At 62.8% G+C, this 16,337-nt stretch carries 12 protein-coding genes and 2 pseudogenes; 9 read left to right on the plus strand and 5 right to left on the minus strand.

Translation table 11 applies throughout. The features are described 5' to 3' along the window. Positions 1–41 precede the first annotated feature (41 nt). Positions 42–1,565 (plus strand): winged helix-turn-helix domain-containing protein, encoded by a 1,524-nt coding sequence (locus AACY52_RS11365; protein WP_339436546.1) that lies wholly within the window; start codon positions 42–44, stop codon positions 1,563–1,565. Here the strand turns inward: AACY52_RS11365 and AACY52_RS11370 are convergent. Together AACY52_RS11370 and AACY52_RS11375 are read right to left on the minus strand one after the other, a co-directional pair. Beyond that, entirely contained in the window at positions 1,512–4,274 is a 2,763-nt protein-coding gene (locus AACY52_RS11370) for a winged helix-turn-helix domain-containing protein (RefSeq protein WP_339560497.1), read from the minus strand. The genes AACY52_RS11365 and AACY52_RS11370 overlap by 54 nt on opposite strands. 57 nt (positions 4,275–4,331) lie before the next feature. Continuing rightward, positions 4,332–4,730: an AraC family transcriptional regulator gene (locus AACY52_RS11375; protein ID WP_339420421.1), complete on the minus strand. Its 399-nt coding sequence runs from the start codon at positions 4,728–4,730 to the stop codon at positions 4,332–4,334. 204 nt (positions 4,731–4,934) lie between these two features. Here AACY52_RS11375 and AACY52_RS11380 point away from each other — a divergent pair, with 204 nt between their 5' ends. Together AACY52_RS11380 and AACY52_RS11385 are read left to right on the plus strand one after the other, a co-directional pair. Continuing rightward, a complete protein-coding gene (locus tag AACY52_RS11380; protein ID WP_339560498.1) occupies positions 4,935–5,843 on the plus strand; it encodes a LysR substrate-binding domain-containing protein in 909 nt (302 codons plus the stop codon). A gap of 416 nt (positions 5,844–6,259) precedes the next feature. After that, complete coding sequence (locus tag AACY52_RS11385) at positions 6,260–6,697, plus strand: carboxymuconolactone decarboxylase family protein (protein ID WP_339560499.1); 438 nt, start codon at positions 6,260–6,262, stop codon at positions 6,695–6,697. Positions 6,698–6,701: 4 nt separating this feature from the next. Here AACY52_RS11385 and AACY52_RS11390 read toward each other — a convergent pair whose 3' ends face one another. Then, the gene (locus AACY52_RS11390) at positions 6,702–8,846 is read right to left on the minus strand and encodes a TonB-dependent siderophore receptor (protein WP_339560500.1); all 2,145 of its coding nucleotides are present in this window, start codon (positions 8,844–8,846) and stop codon (positions 6,702–6,704) included. A gap of 194 nt (positions 8,847–9,040) precedes the next feature. Here AACY52_RS11390 and AACY52_RS11395 point away from each other — a divergent pair, with 194 nt between their 5' ends. Next, positions 9,041–9,820, plus strand: coding sequence for an acetoin reductase (locus AACY52_RS11395; protein ID WP_339420425.1), 780 nt, complete (start codon positions 9,041–9,043; stop codon positions 9,818–9,820). A 101-nt stretch (positions 9,821–9,921) separates the two neighbouring features. Here the strand turns inward: AACY52_RS11395 and AACY52_RS11400 are convergent, their stop codons facing one another. After that, positions 9,922–11,787, minus strand: a complete 1,866-nt coding sequence (locus tag AACY52_RS11400; RefSeq protein ID WP_339560501.1) for a sigma-54-dependent Fis family transcriptional regulator — start codon at positions 11,785–11,787, stop codon at positions 9,922–9,924. Between the two features lie 310 nt (positions 11,788–12,097). Between AACY52_RS11400 and AACY52_RS11405 the strand changes: the two genes are divergently transcribed. Genes AACY52_RS11405 through AACY52_RS11415 form a run of 3 tightly spaced genes read left to right on the plus strand, consistent with a single transcriptional unit; the run spans position 12,098 to position 15,225 of the window. Next, positions 12,098–13,075, plus strand: a complete 978-nt coding sequence (locus AACY52_RS11405; RefSeq protein WP_339420427.1) for a thiamine pyrophosphate-dependent dehydrogenase E1 component subunit alpha — start codon at positions 12,098–12,100, stop codon at positions 13,073–13,075. Between the two features lie 27 nt (positions 13,076–13,102). Continuing rightward, complete coding sequence (locus tag AACY52_RS11410; RefSeq protein WP_049708736.1) at positions 13,103–14,122, plus strand: alpha-ketoacid dehydrogenase subunit beta; 1,020 nt, start codon at positions 13,103–13,105, stop codon at positions 14,120–14,122. Continuing rightward, on the plus strand, positions 14,119–15,225 hold the full coding sequence (locus AACY52_RS11415) for an acetoin dehydrogenase dihydrolipoyllysine-residue acetyltransferase subunit (RefSeq protein WP_339420428.1): 1,107 nt from the start codon (positions 14,119–14,121) through the stop codon (positions 15,223–15,225). Before AACY52_RS11410 ends, AACY52_RS11415 begins: the two co-directional genes overlap by 4 nt. A gap of 45 nt (positions 15,226–15,270) precedes the next feature. Here AACY52_RS11415 and AACY52_RS11420 read toward each other — a convergent pair. Then, positions 15,271–15,519, minus strand: a pseudogene (locus tag AACY52_RS11420) (LysR substrate-binding domain-containing protein); the annotation flags it as partial. On the opposite strand from AACY52_RS11420, the pseudogene AACY52_RS11425 reads away from it, so the two are divergent. Both AACY52_RS11425 and AACY52_RS11430 read left to right on the plus strand, forming a co-directional pair. Further along, positions 15,508–15,882 (plus strand): annotated as a pseudogene (locus tag AACY52_RS11425) (SDR family oxidoreductase); the annotation flags it as partial. The pseudogenes AACY52_RS11420 and AACY52_RS11425 overlap by 12 nt on opposite strands. A gap of 27 nt (positions 15,883–15,909) precedes the next feature. Then, positions 15,910–16,326 carry an SRPBCC family protein gene (locus AACY52_RS11430; RefSeq protein WP_339560502.1) on the plus strand — a complete coding sequence of 139 codons (417 nt, stop codon included), beginning with the start codon at positions 15,910–15,912 and terminating at the stop codon, positions 16,324–16,326. Positions 16,327–16,337: the final 11 nt, after the last annotated feature.

Raw genomic sequence — 16,337 nt, forward strand, 5'->3', positions numbered from 1 at the left:
ATTGTCCTGTCATCGCCAACTGGCAAGATAGCGTCAAGCCCATGGAAAAGGATGCGCAAACGCCCAAGGCCGGGTGTTTCAGCGCGATTACCCACATGAATAATCCTCTGGCGATTGACGCTGATGGCACGGTCCGCTTCGGCGCCTATGTCTTTCACCGGCAACAGCGGTTGGTCAGCAAGGCTGGCTGGCCGGTGCCTCTGGGCGGACGCGCGCTGGATATCCTCACGGCGCTGCTCGAGGCGCCGGGGCAGTACATCAGCAAGGCCACCCTGATCGAGCGGGTCTGGCCGAAGAGCGTGGTGGAAGAAAACAACTTGCGCGTGCACATCGCCGCACTGCGTCGCGCCCTCGATGGGCAACGCTTCATTCTCAACGACCCGCAGCGCGGCTACTGTTTCGCAGCACCTGTACAGGGCGCGGTACACGCCGTGCTGCCCCGGCACAATCTGGCGGCACGGCTCAGCCCTGTGATTGGCTGCGATGAACTGTTGGGTGTGCTGGTGCGGCGCCTGTCGGGGCAGCGCCTGATGACCCTCACCGGGTGCGCCGGCGTAGGCAAGAGCACCGTGGCCCTGGCGCTGGCCGAACGTGTATTGCCGCGCTATCGGGACGGTGTGTGGTGGGTCGATCTGGCCACTGTGGAAGCGCCGATGAGTATGCTGCGCCACCTGGCCACCGCGCTGAACCTTGAAACGGGCGCCAGCGCTACCGAGTTGAGCCGTCAATTGACCTCCCGCCAGTTGTTGCTGGTGCTCGACGGCGCCGACCTTTTGCTCGGCGCGTGCCGTCACCTTGTGCGGGTGCTACGCGAAACAGCGCCTCAAGTCAGTGTGCTGGTGAGTAGCCGTGAGGCCCTGCAAGTTCACGGCGAATGGGTGCAACGCGTGCCCCGGTTGGCGGTGCCTGCACCGTCGGCACTGAGCAGTGTTGAACAGGCGATGGCCTACCCGGCCGTGCAGTTGTTCGTCGCCCGCGGGCGTGCCAGTCAACAGGGCTTTGTGTTGCGGCCCCAGGACCTGGTGCCGCTGCGGGATATCTGCCGACGCCTGGATGGCATTCCCCTGGCCCTGGAACTGGCAGCCGCTCAAGTGGACGCCCTGGGTGTGCGCGGTCTGCAGCAGCAACTGTGCAGGGGCTTGCAAGTGCTGACCCGCGGCCGCCGTACGGCAGTGGAACGTCACCAATCCCTGACCGCCGCCCTCGACTGGACCTGCGAGCGCCTCAGCCTGCCGGAGCGCTGGCTGTTCCTGCAATTGGGGTTGTTCAAGATGGCGGTGACCTTGCCCACCTTGAGTGAACTGGTCGCCGGCACCGAGCTGGAACACGCCGATCTGTCCTACCTGCTGGGGCGTCTTGTCGGCATGTCGTTGCTGACCCTCGAACCCGGCCCCGGCAACCCGCGTTACCGTCTGCTCAATTGCGTGCGCAGCTATGCCTTGGCACAACTGCGCGATCCGGAGCAGGTGACGCGTTTGCAGCAGGGTTATGGACATTACCTGGGACCGTTTTCAGGCCGGCCGTTTGTCCTCAAGCTCGTCGAGCAGGCTGCGTACGCGAACTAGGTCCTGGGTGGCGAAGCCTTCGGTGAATCGCGCGTAGGTTGAACTCAACAGGTCGCGCGAAGCTTGCTCGCGACCTTGGGGCAGCCACAGCTGCGCCAATGATGTCGCGCAACGCAGCTCCCAGGCGAGCGCGCCTTGCTGGTGCGCCATCGCCAGAGCATCGTGCAGCAGTGTTTCGGCCGCGTGGGTATCCGCCATGCTGTCGGCGCGTACTCGCAGAATTTCCGGCGCGCACCAGCCCGCGCTGCCTGTGCGTGCACGTTCGAAGGCAGGCTCATCGACCGAGTGTGCACCCAGCGTGATCAGGATGTCCTCGATCAGCCCCAAGCCTTGCCAGTCTTTATGCCCGAGGATGCCGGCGTAGTGCCCCGCCCAAGTCTGGAACAGTAGCACCGAATGCTTGTGCGCGTGTTCCTGCAACAGTGCCTGCAGCGTCTGGGCGTTGTCCTCTTCACCGTTGTAGCGGGCGATCATCACGCCTGCCAGGGCCAGGGTGTAGCAGATGGAGGTGCCATGATTGATTTGCAGCGCCAGTTCCAACGCTTGGCTGGCGGTACGCCAGGCTTGCTCGGGGAAACCTTGCAGCCAGAGGATTCGCGCTAATACAGTCAGGGAGGCAACGTTTTGGTCGTATTGCACGCCAATCCCGTGGGCGAACCGGTTGAGGTGGCCGCTGTGCGCCATGCGCTGGATCAATTGTTCGACGTTATGCCGGGCGAGTGCCTGATTGCCGTTGTAGTGCTGCGCCAATACCCGCAGGCGTTGGGCGCTCAAGCCCAGCAGCGGGTCGGTGCGTGGGTCGAGGCGATCAAATTGCATGCTCTGCGCCAGCGCCTGGCGATAGCGGCCTGCGCACAAGTTCACCGCCATTTGCCCGGAGATGGCGCGCATTTGGCCAGCGACATCCTGGCGCTCCTCAGCCAGGCGTTGAGCCCCGACAAAGGCCGCGATAGTCTGGGGAGCAGCCCCCATGGCGTGGTAAGACAGGCTGCCCAGCGCCAATTGCAGTTGCATCTTCAACTGAGTGCAGGGTGTACGGACCTGCTCAATCAATGCCAGCGCCTTGCCCACATACAAACCGTGTTCCCGGAGCAACGATAACTCTTGCCAGAGCGGCATTGCGCTGACCGTCAAGCGGATAGCCAGCAGGTTTTCACCGCCCGGTGCGAGCCCCCAGTCGAGCGCGGCGCGGACGTCTTCGCGCAGCGGCGCATAGCGGTCGATCCAGGGCTGGGTCGCGATCAGCTCCCAATCGCCGCGCGCCTGTTCCATCAGTGCCAGGCAGCGCGCTGCATGGCGCTCGCGCGTGGCGTCGAGCTCATGGGCAACGCTGAGTTTTTCCAGGGCGTAGGTGCGCGTGATGTCCAGCAGGCGATAGCCCATCTCGTCATCACCGGCCTCCACATTGAGCAAGGATTTGGCCACCAATTGCGTGATCGAGCCCAGCACCTCAGCCGGCGCCACCTGTTCCCCGGCAATCACCGCCGCGGCGCTCGCCAGGCTGAACCCACCCCGGAACACCGCCAGGCGCCGCAGGCAGACTTGCTCGCAGGCGGTCAGCAGGTCAAAGCTCCAGTCCAGCGTGGCGCGCAGGGTCTGATGCCGCGGCAGCGCACTGCGTCGGCCACGGGTGAGCAGGCGGAAGTTGTCTTCCATCTGCACCAGTAGCCCGGGCAGGCCGAAGCGTTCGATTTGCGCCGCCACCAGTTCGATCGCCAGGGGGATGCCGTCCAGACGCTGACAGATATCAATCGCCAGCGGCAGTTCGGTTTCACTCAGTTCAAAACTGTCCTGATGGGACATGGCCCGCTCGATCAACAATTGCAGGGCCGGGTAGCCCAGCGCCTGGGCGCGGTTACCGGTGGCAGGCGGGCAGGCCAGGGGTTCCAGACGCTGCACGTACTCGCCCTCGGCGCGCAATGCCTCGCGGCTGGTGGCCAGGATGTTCAGCCTGGGCGCGTGGCGCAGCAAGGTTTCGCTGATCAGGGCGATGTCATCGAGCAGGTGTTCGCAGTTGTCGATCACCAGCAGCAACTGGCGCTCCTGCAAACTGCGGGCGAACGTGGCCAATGGTTCGTGCTCGACGTGGGTCAGGTCGAGCAGGACGGCGAGATTGGGCAGGATCATCGACGGCGCGCTCAGCGGCGCCAGGTCGAGCAAGCGAATACCATCGCGGTAATGTCCGATCAGCAATTCCGCCACGCGCAAGGCGACAGTGGTCTTGCCGATACCGCCGGTGCCGGTCAGGGTGATGAAGCGTTGTTCGGGCAGTTGTTGCACCAGGCTGTCGATCAGGGCATGGCGGCCGATCATCCGGGTGCGGCGCAAGGGCAGGTTGTGGCACGGGCTTTGGGGAGCGCCGTCGGTGGGTATCGTCATCGGTTCGATGCTCAGTGGCGCAACAAAACTGTAGCCGCGCTGGGCCACAGTGACGATATAGCGCTGCCCGGCCTGGCCGTCGCCCAAGGCCTTGCGCAACGCCGCCATGTGCACGCGCAGGTTGCCGTCCTCCACCACGCTTTTCGGCCAGACCCGGGCGATCAGTTCCTGCTTGCTCACCACATTGCCGGCCTGCTCCAGCAGGATCAGCAGGATATCCACTGCCCGCCGTCCCAGGCGCAACGGGCGACCCGCCTCCAGCACCAGGCGTTGGCGCGGGTGGATGCGGTAGGGGCCGAAATGCACGGCTTGATCGCTGAGGTCACTCATCGGTGGCCATGCTCGGGAGGGGGGAGCGGCCAGCATATTCCAGGTCCGTACAGACCACTAGGCCGCGATCACTTGAGGCTTGGGGCGCGAGTGGTGATTTCGCCAGGTCATCGGGTTGACGCCCTCGCTGCGGGTGAACATATGGCAGAAGTGCGCCTGGTCGCAAAACCCGCACTCCAGGCTGATTTGCGTGAGGCTCAAGGAGGAACTGGTGATCAATTCCTTGGCTCTCTGGATGCGCTGTTGGCGGATCCACTCCTGCGGCGACAGCCCGGTGGTGCACTTGAAGGCGCGGGAGAAATGGCTGCGCGACAACGCACAGGCCTGGGCCAGGTCGGCAATGGCCAGGCTTTCGCCGAGATTGGCCAGGATCAACTGCTTGGCGATACGCTCGCGCCGGGGGCATAAGCCACCGGTGGCGGATAAACGAGGGGCATATTGCTCGAGCCGGGCCATGACAAATATCCGCAGTAGATGGGAGCGTTCCCGTTGAATGGATGCAGTGTGGACGCCGTTAATCTTGTTGCCGGGCCGCCCGGCTGACGAGTTAATCGTTGTTAATTTCGTCAGGTATCGGCCTGGAAAAGACAGCACAGCCATGCAATCCCAATAGCGCTTTGTGTGTTTATCTGTAGGCTTTCCAATCGTTTGGATACCACCATGAACCGCAACGACCTGCGCCGCGTCGACATGAACCTGCTGGTGATTTTCGAAGCGCTGATGTTCGAGAAGAACCTGACCCGGGTCGCCGAAAAACTCTTCATGGGCCAACCCGCGGTCAGCGCGGCGCTGGGGCGCCTGCGCGATTTGTTCGACGACCCGTTGCTGCTGCGCAACGGACGGGGCATGGAGCCCACGCCACGTGCGCTGGCGATACTCAAGGAGTTGCAACCGGCCATGGACACCATTTCCGGCGCGGTCAGCCGTGCCAAGGATTTTGATCCTTCCACCAGCTGTGCGGTGTTCCGCATCGGCCTTTCCGACGACGCCGAGTTCGGCCTGTTCCCGCCACTGCTCAGCCAACTGCGCGAAGAGGCCCCAGGCATCATCGTGGTGGTGCGCCGGGCTAATTACTTGCTGATGTCATCGTTGCTGGCCAGTGGTGAGATATCCGTTGGCGTGAGCTACACCACCGAACTGCCGGCGAATGCCAAGCGCAAGAAACTGCGAGACATCCCGTGCAAGGTCCTGCGTGGGGACGACGGCGCCAAGCCGCTGACCCTGGATGACTACTGTGACCGGCCCCATGCGATGGTGTCTTTTTCCGGGGACTTGAGCGGCAATATCGACCTGGACCTGGCGCGCATTGGCAGGGCGCGGCGGGTGGTGCTGGCGGTTCCACAGTTCAGCGGGTTGCGCGCGTTGCTGGCGGGCACGCAGATTATCGCGACGGTGCCGGATTATGCGGCGTGTGCGTTGACCGAGGGCACGGCGTTACGGGCGGAGGATCCGCCGTTTGCGATCGAGGCGGCGGAGTTGTCGATGGTGTGGAGCGGGGTGCATGACAATGACCCGGCGGAGCGGTGGTTGAGGGGGAGGATTGGGGAGCATATGGCTCGGGTGGTTTGACCTTCTGGGTACATATCCGTTATTTGCGTAACGGCCTCCTATGGTTCCGCCCTTACGGCGGGTCACTTTTGGAAGGACCCAAAAGTAACCAAAAGGTCCTCGCCCCAACACTCGGCACCTCGCTTAGGCTCGGTGTGCCCTCACTCCGGCTTTGGAGCGTGGGCCGGAGTGAGGGCATGTCGATCCTAGGCGAGACACCGAGTGGTGGGGCAAGAGCGTTTTGCTTACTTTTGCGCTTTTCAAGAGTGAGCCGCTGTAAGAGCGGAACCCATATCAGCCATCACCCAAATAACGGATATGTACTCACCCCCCACCCAAAGAAAATTGGTCACCCATTCTTCCCCAAAATTGGATATTCCTCCCCAACCCCCCGGTGACTAACCTAGCCACCAACCCCACCGTTGCGGAGCAATACCATGCAAACCCGTACCGATTTCTACACCGCCTCGCCAGACGCGATGAAAGCCATGCTCGCCCTGGAAGGCGCCGTCGGCACTCGGTCCATCGAGCTGCCATTGCTGGAGCTGATCCGCCTGCGTGTTTCGCAGATCAACGGCTGTGCCTTCTGCCTCGACATGCACACCGCTGATGCGCGCAAAGGGGGCGAGACCGAGCGCCTCCTGTACACCGTGTCGGCCTGGCGTGAAACACCGTTCTTCACCCCGCGTGAGCGCGCCGCGCTGGCCTGGACCGAGAGCTTGACCCTGCTGAGCCAGACCCACGCCCCGGATGAAGACTTCAACGCGTTGGCCGGCCAATTCAGCGCCCAGGAGCAAGTCGACCTGAGCGTGGCCATCGCCACCATCAACAGCTGGAGCCGCCTGGCAGTAGGTTTGCGCAAGATGCCGAAGTAACCCGTCAGAAATTGACAGAGGCACTCAGGCGCGCCGTCAATGGCGCGCCTTGGAACAGGTAGTCATCGCCCATGTACTCGCCCGCGTCTCGCCAGTAGCGCTTGTCGAACAGGTTGTCGACGCTCAGGCGGAACACCGTCTCATAGCCGTCCACCTTGGTGGTGTAGCGGCTACCCACATTCACCACCGCGTAATCGCCCACTTCCACCTTGCCGGTGCGGTTGGCGGACTTCTTGGCGCTGTATTGCACGCCACCCAGCACCGCGAGGCCGTTCACCCACGGCAGGGCATAGTCGGCATACACGCTGGCACGCAGCTTGGGCACGTTGATCGCCTGGTGACCTTCGTACTCCGGCGTGCCACTGCCGGTGACCCGCGCACGAATCGCCGCCACGCTGGTTGCAATCTGTAGGCGGTCGGTGGCCCAGCCGTTGGCCGACAACTCCAGCCCGGTGTTCTTCTGCTCGCCTTGCTGCACATAGGTGAAGTTGCCTGCCCCGTCCGGCTGGGCGTACTGGTAGGCCTGGCGGGTCTGGAACACGGCGGCGGCGAAGCTGATGCGGCGCCAGTCGTACTTCACCCCGGCTTCGATTTGCCGTGAGGTGGTCGGGGCCAGGGTTTCATTGGCGTTGCTGGCGTACCAGGGGGCGGTGCCGCCCAGGGACAGGCCCTTGCTGTAGCGGGTATAAAGCGAGAGGTTGTCCACCGGCTTGAAGATCACCGATGCCTGTGGCAGGAACACATACCGTTGAGTGTGGCGGGCTTCATTGCCGTTATCGTCAAAGGCGCGCTCATCCAGGCGCACTTCACGGCCGCCGAGAAGGGTTTGCCAGTGCTCGTTGAAGCGAATGCGGTCGCTGACAAACAGGCCGTATTGGCGGCTGTCGAGGTTGCGATGGCTGTCGTTCAATGGGACGTCAGTCGGTGTAAAGGTCGGCGCGTCGGCGTTAATATTGCTGCTGCCGATCCACGCGTTGACTGGCGTGCGCTTGTCGATCACGCGGCGAAACGCGCTGGTGCCAACGGTCAGTTCATGGCCCAGGCCGGCGGTGTCGAACAGCCCGGTCATTGCCGCCTGTACTTCATCGTCGCGACGGGTGTCGTCCGGGCTGCGGTAGTCGTAGATGTCGTAGTTGCCTTCGGGCGTAAAGGTGTTGCCCACGCCGCGGGTGGCGCCACCCCAGGCAAACGAACTGTAGTCATCGATCACCACTTTGCTGCGGGCGGCACTGACACTGCCTTTCCACTGGTCGCTGAAACGGTATTCAAACTTGCCGTTGAGGTTCAGTGATTCAATGCCCACCTGCCTGGACCCGCTTTGGTGCCCCAGCAGTTTTTTCGGCGAGGCGTCGTGTGGAACCTCAGTGCCGCCCAACAACTGGTAACCCGGCACCGAGCGCTGTTGCTTGTCCTGGTATTCGGCATCCAGTTGCAGCACCGCATCGGGACTGATGTTCCAGTCGAAGGCCAAGGAAACGAAATCGCGCTGGCCATTGGCGTGTTCGACATAGGCATTGAGGTCTTCATGGGCCACGTTGGCGCGCAGGCCGAACTGCTGCTCGCTGCCAAACCAACCGCCGACGTCGGTGGCGATGTAGCCGCTGCCGCGATCGTCGGTGGAGACGGTCACCGAGCGCACATCTTCCGGGCGCTTGGTCACGTAGTTGATCACGCCGCTCGGCTCGGATATCCCGCTTTGCAGACCCGCCAGGCCTTTGAGCACTTCCACCTGCTGCTTGTTTTCCAGGGCGACGTTCTGCTCGCCGGTGATGGTACGACCGTTGATCTTGTAGCTGCTGGCTGCGTTCAGCGAGAAGCCGCGCACCACGAAGTTTTCGTAATAACCAATGGGCGCATAGCTGTCGCCCACCGAGGCGTCGTTGCGCAGCACTTCACTGAGCAGGCGCGCTTGCTGGTCCTTGATCAGGGCGGCGTTGATCACGCTGATCGACGCCGGGGTGTCCAGCAGCGGCGCGTTATCGACGCCACTCACCGAGGCGGTTTCACTGCGGTAGCCGGATTCATCCTGGCCCTGAACCTTCACCGCCGGCAGTTCAAATTCAGCCGCCAGGTTGTTACCGATGCCGCCGCTGAGTAGCAAACCGAGGGCGAAACGTGAGGTGACGACGGGACGAAAACGCAAAACCATGGGGGCAAGGCCTTAAAGCGCAGGGCGGGGGGGCGCATAAACTAGGCATAACCGCGCACTTTTACAAGTTTTCGAGAATGGTTCGCGGCTTGAGACAACCCGTCTCAACCTCCCCGCCGAACCGTCTGCGCCTCGACAGGCCAAGGTGCACCTGCGATAGACAAGGCTTCCCTCATCATTTGCAGGAGATAGCCATGAGTATCGCTGGAAAAGTTGCGTTGGTAACCGGCGCCGGGCAGGGCATTGGCCGGGCCATCGCCCTGCGCCTGGCACAGGACGGTGCCGACATCGCCCTGGTGGACATCAATGGCGCCAAGCTCGAAGCGCTGGCTGCCGACATCGTGGCGTTGGGACGCAAGGCCTCGGTGTTTGTCGCCGACGTGTCCAAGCGTGAGCAAGTCGCGGCGGCGGTGGAACACGCGCACCAGACCCTGGGCGGCTTCGACATCATCGTCAACAACGCCGGGGTCGCGCAGATCGACTCACTGTTGGATGTCAGCCAGGAACAGGTCGAACGCACCCTGGGCATCAACGTGCAGGGTGTGCTCTGGGGTATCCAGGCTGCCGGCAAGAAATTCAAGGCGCTGGGGCAGAAGGGCAAGATCATTAATGCCTGCTCCATCGCAGGCCATGAAGGCTTTGCGCTGCTCGGCGTGTACTCGGCGAGCAAATTTGCCGTGCGCGCCTTGACCCAGGCGGCGGCCAAGGAACTGGCCAGCGCCGGGATCACGGTGAATGCCTACTGCCCGGGTGTGGTGGGCACCGATATGTGGGTCGAGATCGACAAGCGCATGGCCGAGATTACCGGGGCTGAAGTGGGGGCGACGTACAAAAAGTATGTGGATGGGATTGCTCTGGGCCGCGCAGAAACGCCGGAGGATGTGGCGGGGTTGGTGTCTTATCTGGCAGGGCCGGACTCGGACTATATGACCGGGCAAGCTCCGCTGATTGACGGCGGCCTGGTCTACCGCTGAGATCCAATGTGGGAGCGGGCTTGCTCGCGAAAGCGGTGGTTCAGTCGACTCTTCTGTGACTGATGTACCGCATTCGCGAGCAAACCCACATTTTGTTCGCGTTACGTCAGTGCTTTTCCGGGCATATTGATACCCAGTTGATTGACCCGGCGATACAAGGTAGCCCTTGAAATGCCCAGCGCCTGCGCCGCGGGCAACGGCTTCCAACGATGCCGAATCAACGCATCTAGCACCACCTGCCGCTCCGGGCTCACGTTATCTTCCACCCGCGCCTCAACCTGATCCCCTCGCACCTCCACCGGCAGATCCGCCACCTGCAACGTCCCGCCTTCACACACCGCACAGGCATACGCCAGCACATGCCGCAATTGCCGCACGTTGCCCGGCCAGGCGTAACCCAGCAGCAATTCCAGCGCTGCCTGACCGATGCCCACCGCGACGCCACTGTTGCGCGCTTCCTGCTCCAGCAAACGATTGATCAAGGCCAGTTTGTCGGTACGTTCGCGCAGGGGCGGCAGGCAGAAACGCGCGCAGCCGAGGCGAAAGTACAGGTCTTCACGAAAACTGCCCTCAGTGACCAACACCGATAGATCGCGGTGGCTGGCGCAGATCACTTGGATATCTACCGCGCGGGTTTTCGCCGCGCCCAGCGGGGCCACTTCCCCCTCAGCCATCACGCGCAGCAGGCGCGTCTGCAAGGACAGGGGCATGTCGCCGATTTCATCCAGGAACAGCGTGCCGCCATCGGCCTGTACCAACAGACCCGGCATGCCTTTGCTGGAGGCGCCGGTGAACGCGCCGGCGACGTAGCCGAACAACTCGCTTTCAATCAGGTTCTCTGGAATCGCCGCACAGTTCACCGCCACAAACGGCCCATCGCAACGGGCACTGCGCGCATGCAGTTGGCGGGCGAAGACTTCCTTGCCGGCACCGGTTTCACCCTGCACCAGCACGGGCAGGTTGCGGTCTTTGACCCGCACGGCCAGGCGCAAGTGCTCTTCCACGCGCGCGTCGACCAGCGGGATCAGCGCCGCACGCGCCGGTTTGCGTCGCGGTGCATTGACGCGTACATGCAGGGCGCCAGGCTCGCCAATCCAGTGCAGTTGCTGGGCCGATTGGTCGGTCACTGCGCGCAGTGCATCCAGGTCGAACACTTCACCGATGTGCTCCGGCACCTGGCCAAAGCGCAGGCGCAGGGCCTGGCGCGCTTTGCTGTTGAGGGCATGCAAGCGACCGTCTCGGTCCCAGGCCAGCAGCAGGTCGGGTTGGCTGTCCACATAGCCGGGCGTGCTGTGGGCTTGCAGCACCCAATGCTCGCGGGCGCTGTGCATGAAAAACGCGTTTTCGATGGCCTCGGCACTCTGCGCCACCATCTGCCGCACCAGGTGCTGGCTGCGGCGGTCATCCGGGGATTTGAGCGCGGAGGCGTCCATCACCCCGAGCAGGTTGCCCTGAGGGTCGAAGATCGGTGCGGCGGAGCAGGTGAGGCCGATAAATGCCGCACGGAAGTGGTCGCGCTTGTGCACCGTCACCGCGGACTTGCTGGTGAGCACCGTGGCCACGCCGCACGTGCCTTCTTCAGCTTCCGACCAGCACGTGCCCAGGTACAGGCCGGCCTTACGGCAGTCGGTGCGTATCGAGGTGTCCACGCGGTGGTCGATGGTCTGGCCCTGGGCGTCGGTGAGCATCACGCAGTAGTCGGCCTGGCGCACGCGGTGGTGCAGTTGCCCGACTTCTTCGCTGGCGATGCGCATGAACAGTTCGGCGCGCTCGCGGCATTCCTTGAGCAAGGGTTCGCTGAGGATGCGCGGGCCCTGCAGGGAACCGGGGTCCAGGTGGTGTTGCTCCATGGACCGCCGCCACGAATCGAAAATCAGCGACGGCACCGGCGCCTGGGGCAGGCGATCGGCATTGCGGACCACGCGACTGACGCAGTCGACGTGCTCCCTGGAGTTCGCGGCGAGCATAAGGCCTCCGGTTCTCGGTCTTTGTTGTTATGCCCGCCATTAAGCGCGCATGCGTCGGGTGGGACAAGCAGGGACTGACCAACTGCCAGGGATGAGACGCAGCGTCTCAAACGGCCTGAGACACGCCGTTCACTGTGCAATGCGCCGTCTCATTCTGCGATGGCAAGTCGCACCCGCACAACGCCAACGCACTGCTCTGGATCAATGCTTTGCGAGATTTTACGGGGGCTTGGCACAGCCTGTGCTGAATGCCCTTGTAGCTGGCCGCAGCCAGCCTTTTGTGTGTCGAGACAACCTGGAGAACAACAAGATGTCCACTCACCTGTCCACCGATCAACTGCTGCATGCCTACACCGTGATGCGCACCATCCGTGATTTTGAAGAACGCCTGCACGTGGAATTCGCCACCGGCGAGATTCCCGGGTTCGTGCACCTCTACGCCGGCCAGGAAGCCAGCGCGGCGGGGGTCATGGCCCACCTCAACGATGAAGACTGCATCGCCTCCAACCACCGTGGCCACGGCCATTGCATCGCTAAGGGCGTGGATGTGTTCGGCATGATGGCCGAGATCTATGGCAAGAAAACCGGCGTGTGCGGCGGCAAAGGCGGCTCCATGCACATCGCCGACCAGGAGAAGGGCATGCTCGGCGCCAATGGCATTGTCGGTGCCGGTGCGCCGTTGGCCGCAGGTGCGGCGCTGGCCTCCAAACTCAAGGGCAGCCAGGGCGTGGCCGTGGCGTTTTTTGGCGACGGTGGTTCCAACGAGGGCGCGGTGTTCGAAGCGATGAACCTGGCCTCGATCATGAAACTGCCGTGCCTGTTCGTCGCCGAAAACAATGGCTATGCCGAGGCCACCGGTTCCGGCTGGTCGGTGGCGTGCAAGGACATTGCCGAACGCGCTGTGGGGTTTGGCATGCCGGGCGTGATCGTCGATGGCAATGATTTCTTCGCCGTGCATGAGGCGCTGGGCGTCGCGGTGGAGCGAGCGCGCAAAGGCGACGGGCCGACGCTGGTTGAAGTGAAATTAAGCCGCTTCTACGGCCACTTCGAAGGTGATGCGCAAACCTATCGCGGCCCGGATGAAGTGAAAAAACTGCGGGAAAGTGCGGATTGCCTGGCGCTGTTCCGCCAACGCTGCAGCGCCGAAGGCTGGCTGGATGCCGCGCAATTCGAACGCATTGACGGTGAGGTTGCACAGTTGATCGAAGACGCCGTCCGCCTGGCCAAATCCGATCCCAAGCCGCAGGCCGTCGACCTGCTCAGCGATGTCTACGTCGCCTACCGCTAATAACAACAACTACGTGGAGAGAACTTTATGGCTCGCAAAATCAGCTATCAGCAGGCGATCAACGAAGCCCTGGCCCAGGAAATGCGCCGTGACCAGAGCGTGTTCATCATCGGCCAGGACGTGTCCGGCGGCACCGGTTCCCCTGGCGAACAGGATGCCTGGGGCGGTGTGCTCGGCGTGACCAAAGGCCTGTACCCGGAGTTTCCTGACCGTGTACTCGACGCGCCACTGTCCGAAGTCGGTTACGTCGGCATGGCGGTCGGCGCCGCCACTCGAGGTATGCGCCCGGTGTGCGAATTGATGTTCGTCGACTTTATCGGCTGCTGCCTTGACCAATTGCTCAACCAGGCCGCCAAGTTCCGCTACATGTTCGGCGGCAAGACCACTACGCCGCTGGTGGTCCGCGCGATGTACGGTGCGGGCCTGCGTGCGGCGGCCCAGCATTCACAGATGCTCACTTCGATGTGGACCCACATCCCCGGCCTCAAGGTGGTGTGCCCGGCCACGCCCTATGACGCCAAGGGCATGTTGATCCAGGCGATCCGCGACAATGACCCGGTGATCTTCCTCGAGCACAAGATGCTTTACAGCCTGCAAGGTGAGGTGCCGGAGGAGCTGTATACGGTGCCCTTCGGCGAAGCCAACTTCGTGCGCGAAGGCAAAGACGTGACGCTGGTGACCTACGGGCGCATGGTGCATATCGCCCTGGAAGCCGCCGCCAACCTGGCCCGCCAGGGCATCGACTGCGAAGTGCTGGACCTGCGCACTACCAGCCCGCTCGATGAAGACAGCATTCTCGAAAGCGTGGAAAAAACCGGGCGGCTGGTGGTGATCGACGAGTCCAACCCACGCTGTTCCATTGCTACCGATATCAGTGCCTTGGTCGCCCAGCGGGCGTTTGCCTCCCTGCGCGCGCCGATTGAGATGGTCACCGCGCCGCACACGCCGGTGCCGTTTTCCGACGCGCTGGAAGACTTGTACATCCCCAACGCCGCGAAGATCGAGGCCGCTGTGCTGAAGATCGCTGACAAGAGGAATGCCGCATGATCCATACCCTGACCATGCCCAAGTGGGGGCTGTCGATGACCGAGGGCCGCATCGACGTCTGGCTCAAGCAGCCCGGTGACCGAGTGGAGAAGGGCGAGGAAGTGCTGGACGTGGAGACCGACAAGATCTCCAGCAGTGTCGAAGCACCCTTCAGTGGTGTGTTGCGCAGGGTGCTGGCGCTGAGCGATGAGACCTTGCCGGTAGGCGCATTGCTGGGGATTGTGGTGGAAGGCGAGGCCACCGAGGCCCAGATCGATGCGGTGATCGAAAGCTTCAACGCCGGGTTTGTCTCAAGCAGCGCCGAGGCCGAAGCAGCCGGGCCGAGTGCGCAAAAGGTCGAAATAGGCGGGCGCTTGCTGCGCTATCTCGACCTGGGCGAAGGCGGCACACCCTTGGTACTGGTGCATGGGTTTGGCGGTGACTTGAACAACTGGCTGTTCAACCAACCGGCATTGGCCGCCGAGCGCCGCGTGATCGCCCTGGACCTGCCGGGGCACGGCGAGTCGGGCAAACACCTGCAAAGCGGCGATGCGCAGGAGTTGAGCCAGGCGGTGTTGGACCTGCTTGACCACCTCGATCTCGACCGCGTGCACCTGGCCGGGCATTCCATGGGTGGGCTGGTTTCACTGACGCTTGCCAGCCAGGCACCCGAGCGTGTCGCTTCGCTGACCCTGATCGCCAGCGCCGGCCTGGGTCCGGATATCAACGGCGATTACCTACAAGGGTTTGCCGAGGCCAATAATCGAAATGCGCTCAAGCCACAGTTGACTCAACTGTTCAGCGACCCGGCGTTGGTGACGCGGCAGATGCTGGAGGACATGCTCAAGTTCAAGCGGTTGGAAGGCGTGGACCAGGCATTGCGGCAGCTCAATCAAAAGCTGTTTGAGGGTGGGCGGCAGATGATTGATGTGCGCAACGTGGTGGGCCGCCAGCCGAGTTTGGTGATCTGGGGCAGTGAGGATGCAATCATCCCGGCCAGGCATGCCGAGGGATTGCAAGCCCAGGTTGAGATAGTGCCGGGGCAGGGGCATATGGTGCAGTTGGAGGCGGCAGAGCGGGTTAACCAACTAATGGCAACCTTCTTAAAATCCCAAGCCGGATAAAGAGCCAAATGTGGGAGCGGGCTTGCTCCCACATTTCGAACTCCATCAGCCCTTGGGTTCGGTGAGCACTTTGCGGAAGGTTTCCACCAATGGCCGCAGGTTGATCCGATGCCACGCCGCCCATAACGGGGTGGTGTAGGTCAACCATGGCAATTCCCGCAGCACCACGCCGGGCGGTGCATTGCGGCTCAGGCCTTTTTGCACCATCGCCACGCCCAGCCCTGAGGCAACCAAACCCAATGCGGTAAACGGCTCGCTGGCTTCCATGGGGATCTGCGGGGTAAAACCGGCGTGGCGACGCCCGCGGATATGATCAATTACGGCGTGACCAAAAGCGCCAACCTGGCGGTGTCCCATGGCTTGGCCAAGCGCCTCGCGGGCACCGGTGTGACGGTCAACGCTGTGCTGCCGGGCCCGACCTTCACCGACGGCCTGGAGCAGATGCTCAAGGACGCGACGCAAAAGTCCGGGCGCAGTGCGCGGGACGAGGCGGACGTATTTGTGCGTAACGCGCGGCCGACCTCGATCATCCAGCGTGCGGCGAATGTGGATGAAGTCGCCAACCTGGTGGCGTACATTGCTTCACCCCTGTCGTCTGCCACCACGGGTGCCGCGTTGCGGGTCGATGGGGGGGTGGTCGACAGCATGGCGATCTGATTTTTTTCATTTTCTGGAGTATTTATTGTGGCAACAGCCTCTTCTGTGATTGAAATCCCGGTATCGGCCGATCAGGTCTGGCAATTGATTGGCGGCTTCAACAGCCTGCCGGACTGGCTGGCGCTTATCGTCAAGAGCGAGCCGAGCGAGGGCGGCCGCGTGCGTCACCTGCAAACCGCTGACGGTGGCCAGATCGTGGAGCGTTTGCAGGCGTTTGATAACGTCGGGCGTACGTACAGCTACACCATTGAGCAATCGCCGTTTCCGGTGAGTGCGTACCTGGCGACGTTGCAGGTTGAGGCGTTGAGCGAGTCGTCGGCGAAAGTGACCTGGTCCGGGGTGTTTACGCCGGCGGCAGGCACCACGGATGCGGCGGTGGAAGAACTGTTCGCGGGTGTTTACAGCGGCGGGCTTGAGGCATTGCGGGTCAACTTCCCGGCCTGATCTGCCAAGCA

It is taken from the genome of Pseudomonas sp. EA_65y_Pfl1_P113, from assembly GCF_963970525.1.
Taxonomy (GTDB): domain Bacteria; phylum Pseudomonadota; class Gammaproteobacteria; order Pseudomonadales; family Pseudomonadaceae; genus Aquipseudomonas; species Aquipseudomonas tritici.

Bases quoted from the DNA above. Each gene is read 5' to 3' on its own strand.
- AACY52_RS11410 (WP_049708736.1), top strand. From the start codon at position 13,103: ATGGCTCGCAAAATCAGCTATCAGCAGGCGATCAACGAAGCCCTGGCC.
- AACY52_RS11390 (WP_339560500.1), bottom strand. From the start codon at position 8,846: ATGGTTTTGCGTTTTCGTCCCGTCGTCACCTCACGTTTCGCCCTCGGT.
- AACY52_RS11365 (WP_339436546.1), top strand. From the start codon at position 42: ATGGAAAAGGATGCGCAAACGCCCAAGGCCGGGTGTTTCAGCGCGATT.
- AACY52_RS11370 (WP_339560497.1), bottom strand. From the start codon at position 4,274: ATGAGTGACCTCAGCGATCAAGCCGTGCATTTCGGCCCCTACCGCATC.
- AACY52_RS11385 (WP_339560499.1), top strand. From the start codon at position 6,260: ATGCAAACCCGTACCGATTTCTACACCGCCTCGCCAGACGCGATGAAA.
- AACY52_RS11380 (WP_339560498.1), top strand. From the start codon at position 4,935: ATGAACCGCAACGACCTGCGCCGCGTCGACATGAACCTGCTGGTGATT.
- AACY52_RS11405 (WP_339420427.1), top strand. From the start codon at position 12,098: ATGTCCACTCACCTGTCCACCGATCAACTGCTGCATGCCTACACCGTG.
- AACY52_RS11400 (WP_339560501.1), bottom strand. From the start codon at position 11,787: ATGCTCGCCGCGAACTCCAGGGAGCACGTCGACTGCGTCAGTCGCGTG.
- AACY52_RS11415 (WP_339420428.1), top strand. From the start codon at position 14,119: ATGATCCATACCCTGACCATGCCCAAGTGGGGGCTGTCGATGACCGAG.
- AACY52_RS11395 (WP_339420425.1), top strand. From the start codon at position 9,041: ATGAGTATCGCTGGAAAAGTTGCGTTGGTAACCGGCGCCGGGCAGGGC.
- AACY52_RS11375 (WP_339420421.1), bottom strand. From the start codon at position 4,730: ATGGCCCGGCTCGAGCAATATGCCCCTCGTTTATCCGCCACCGGTGGC.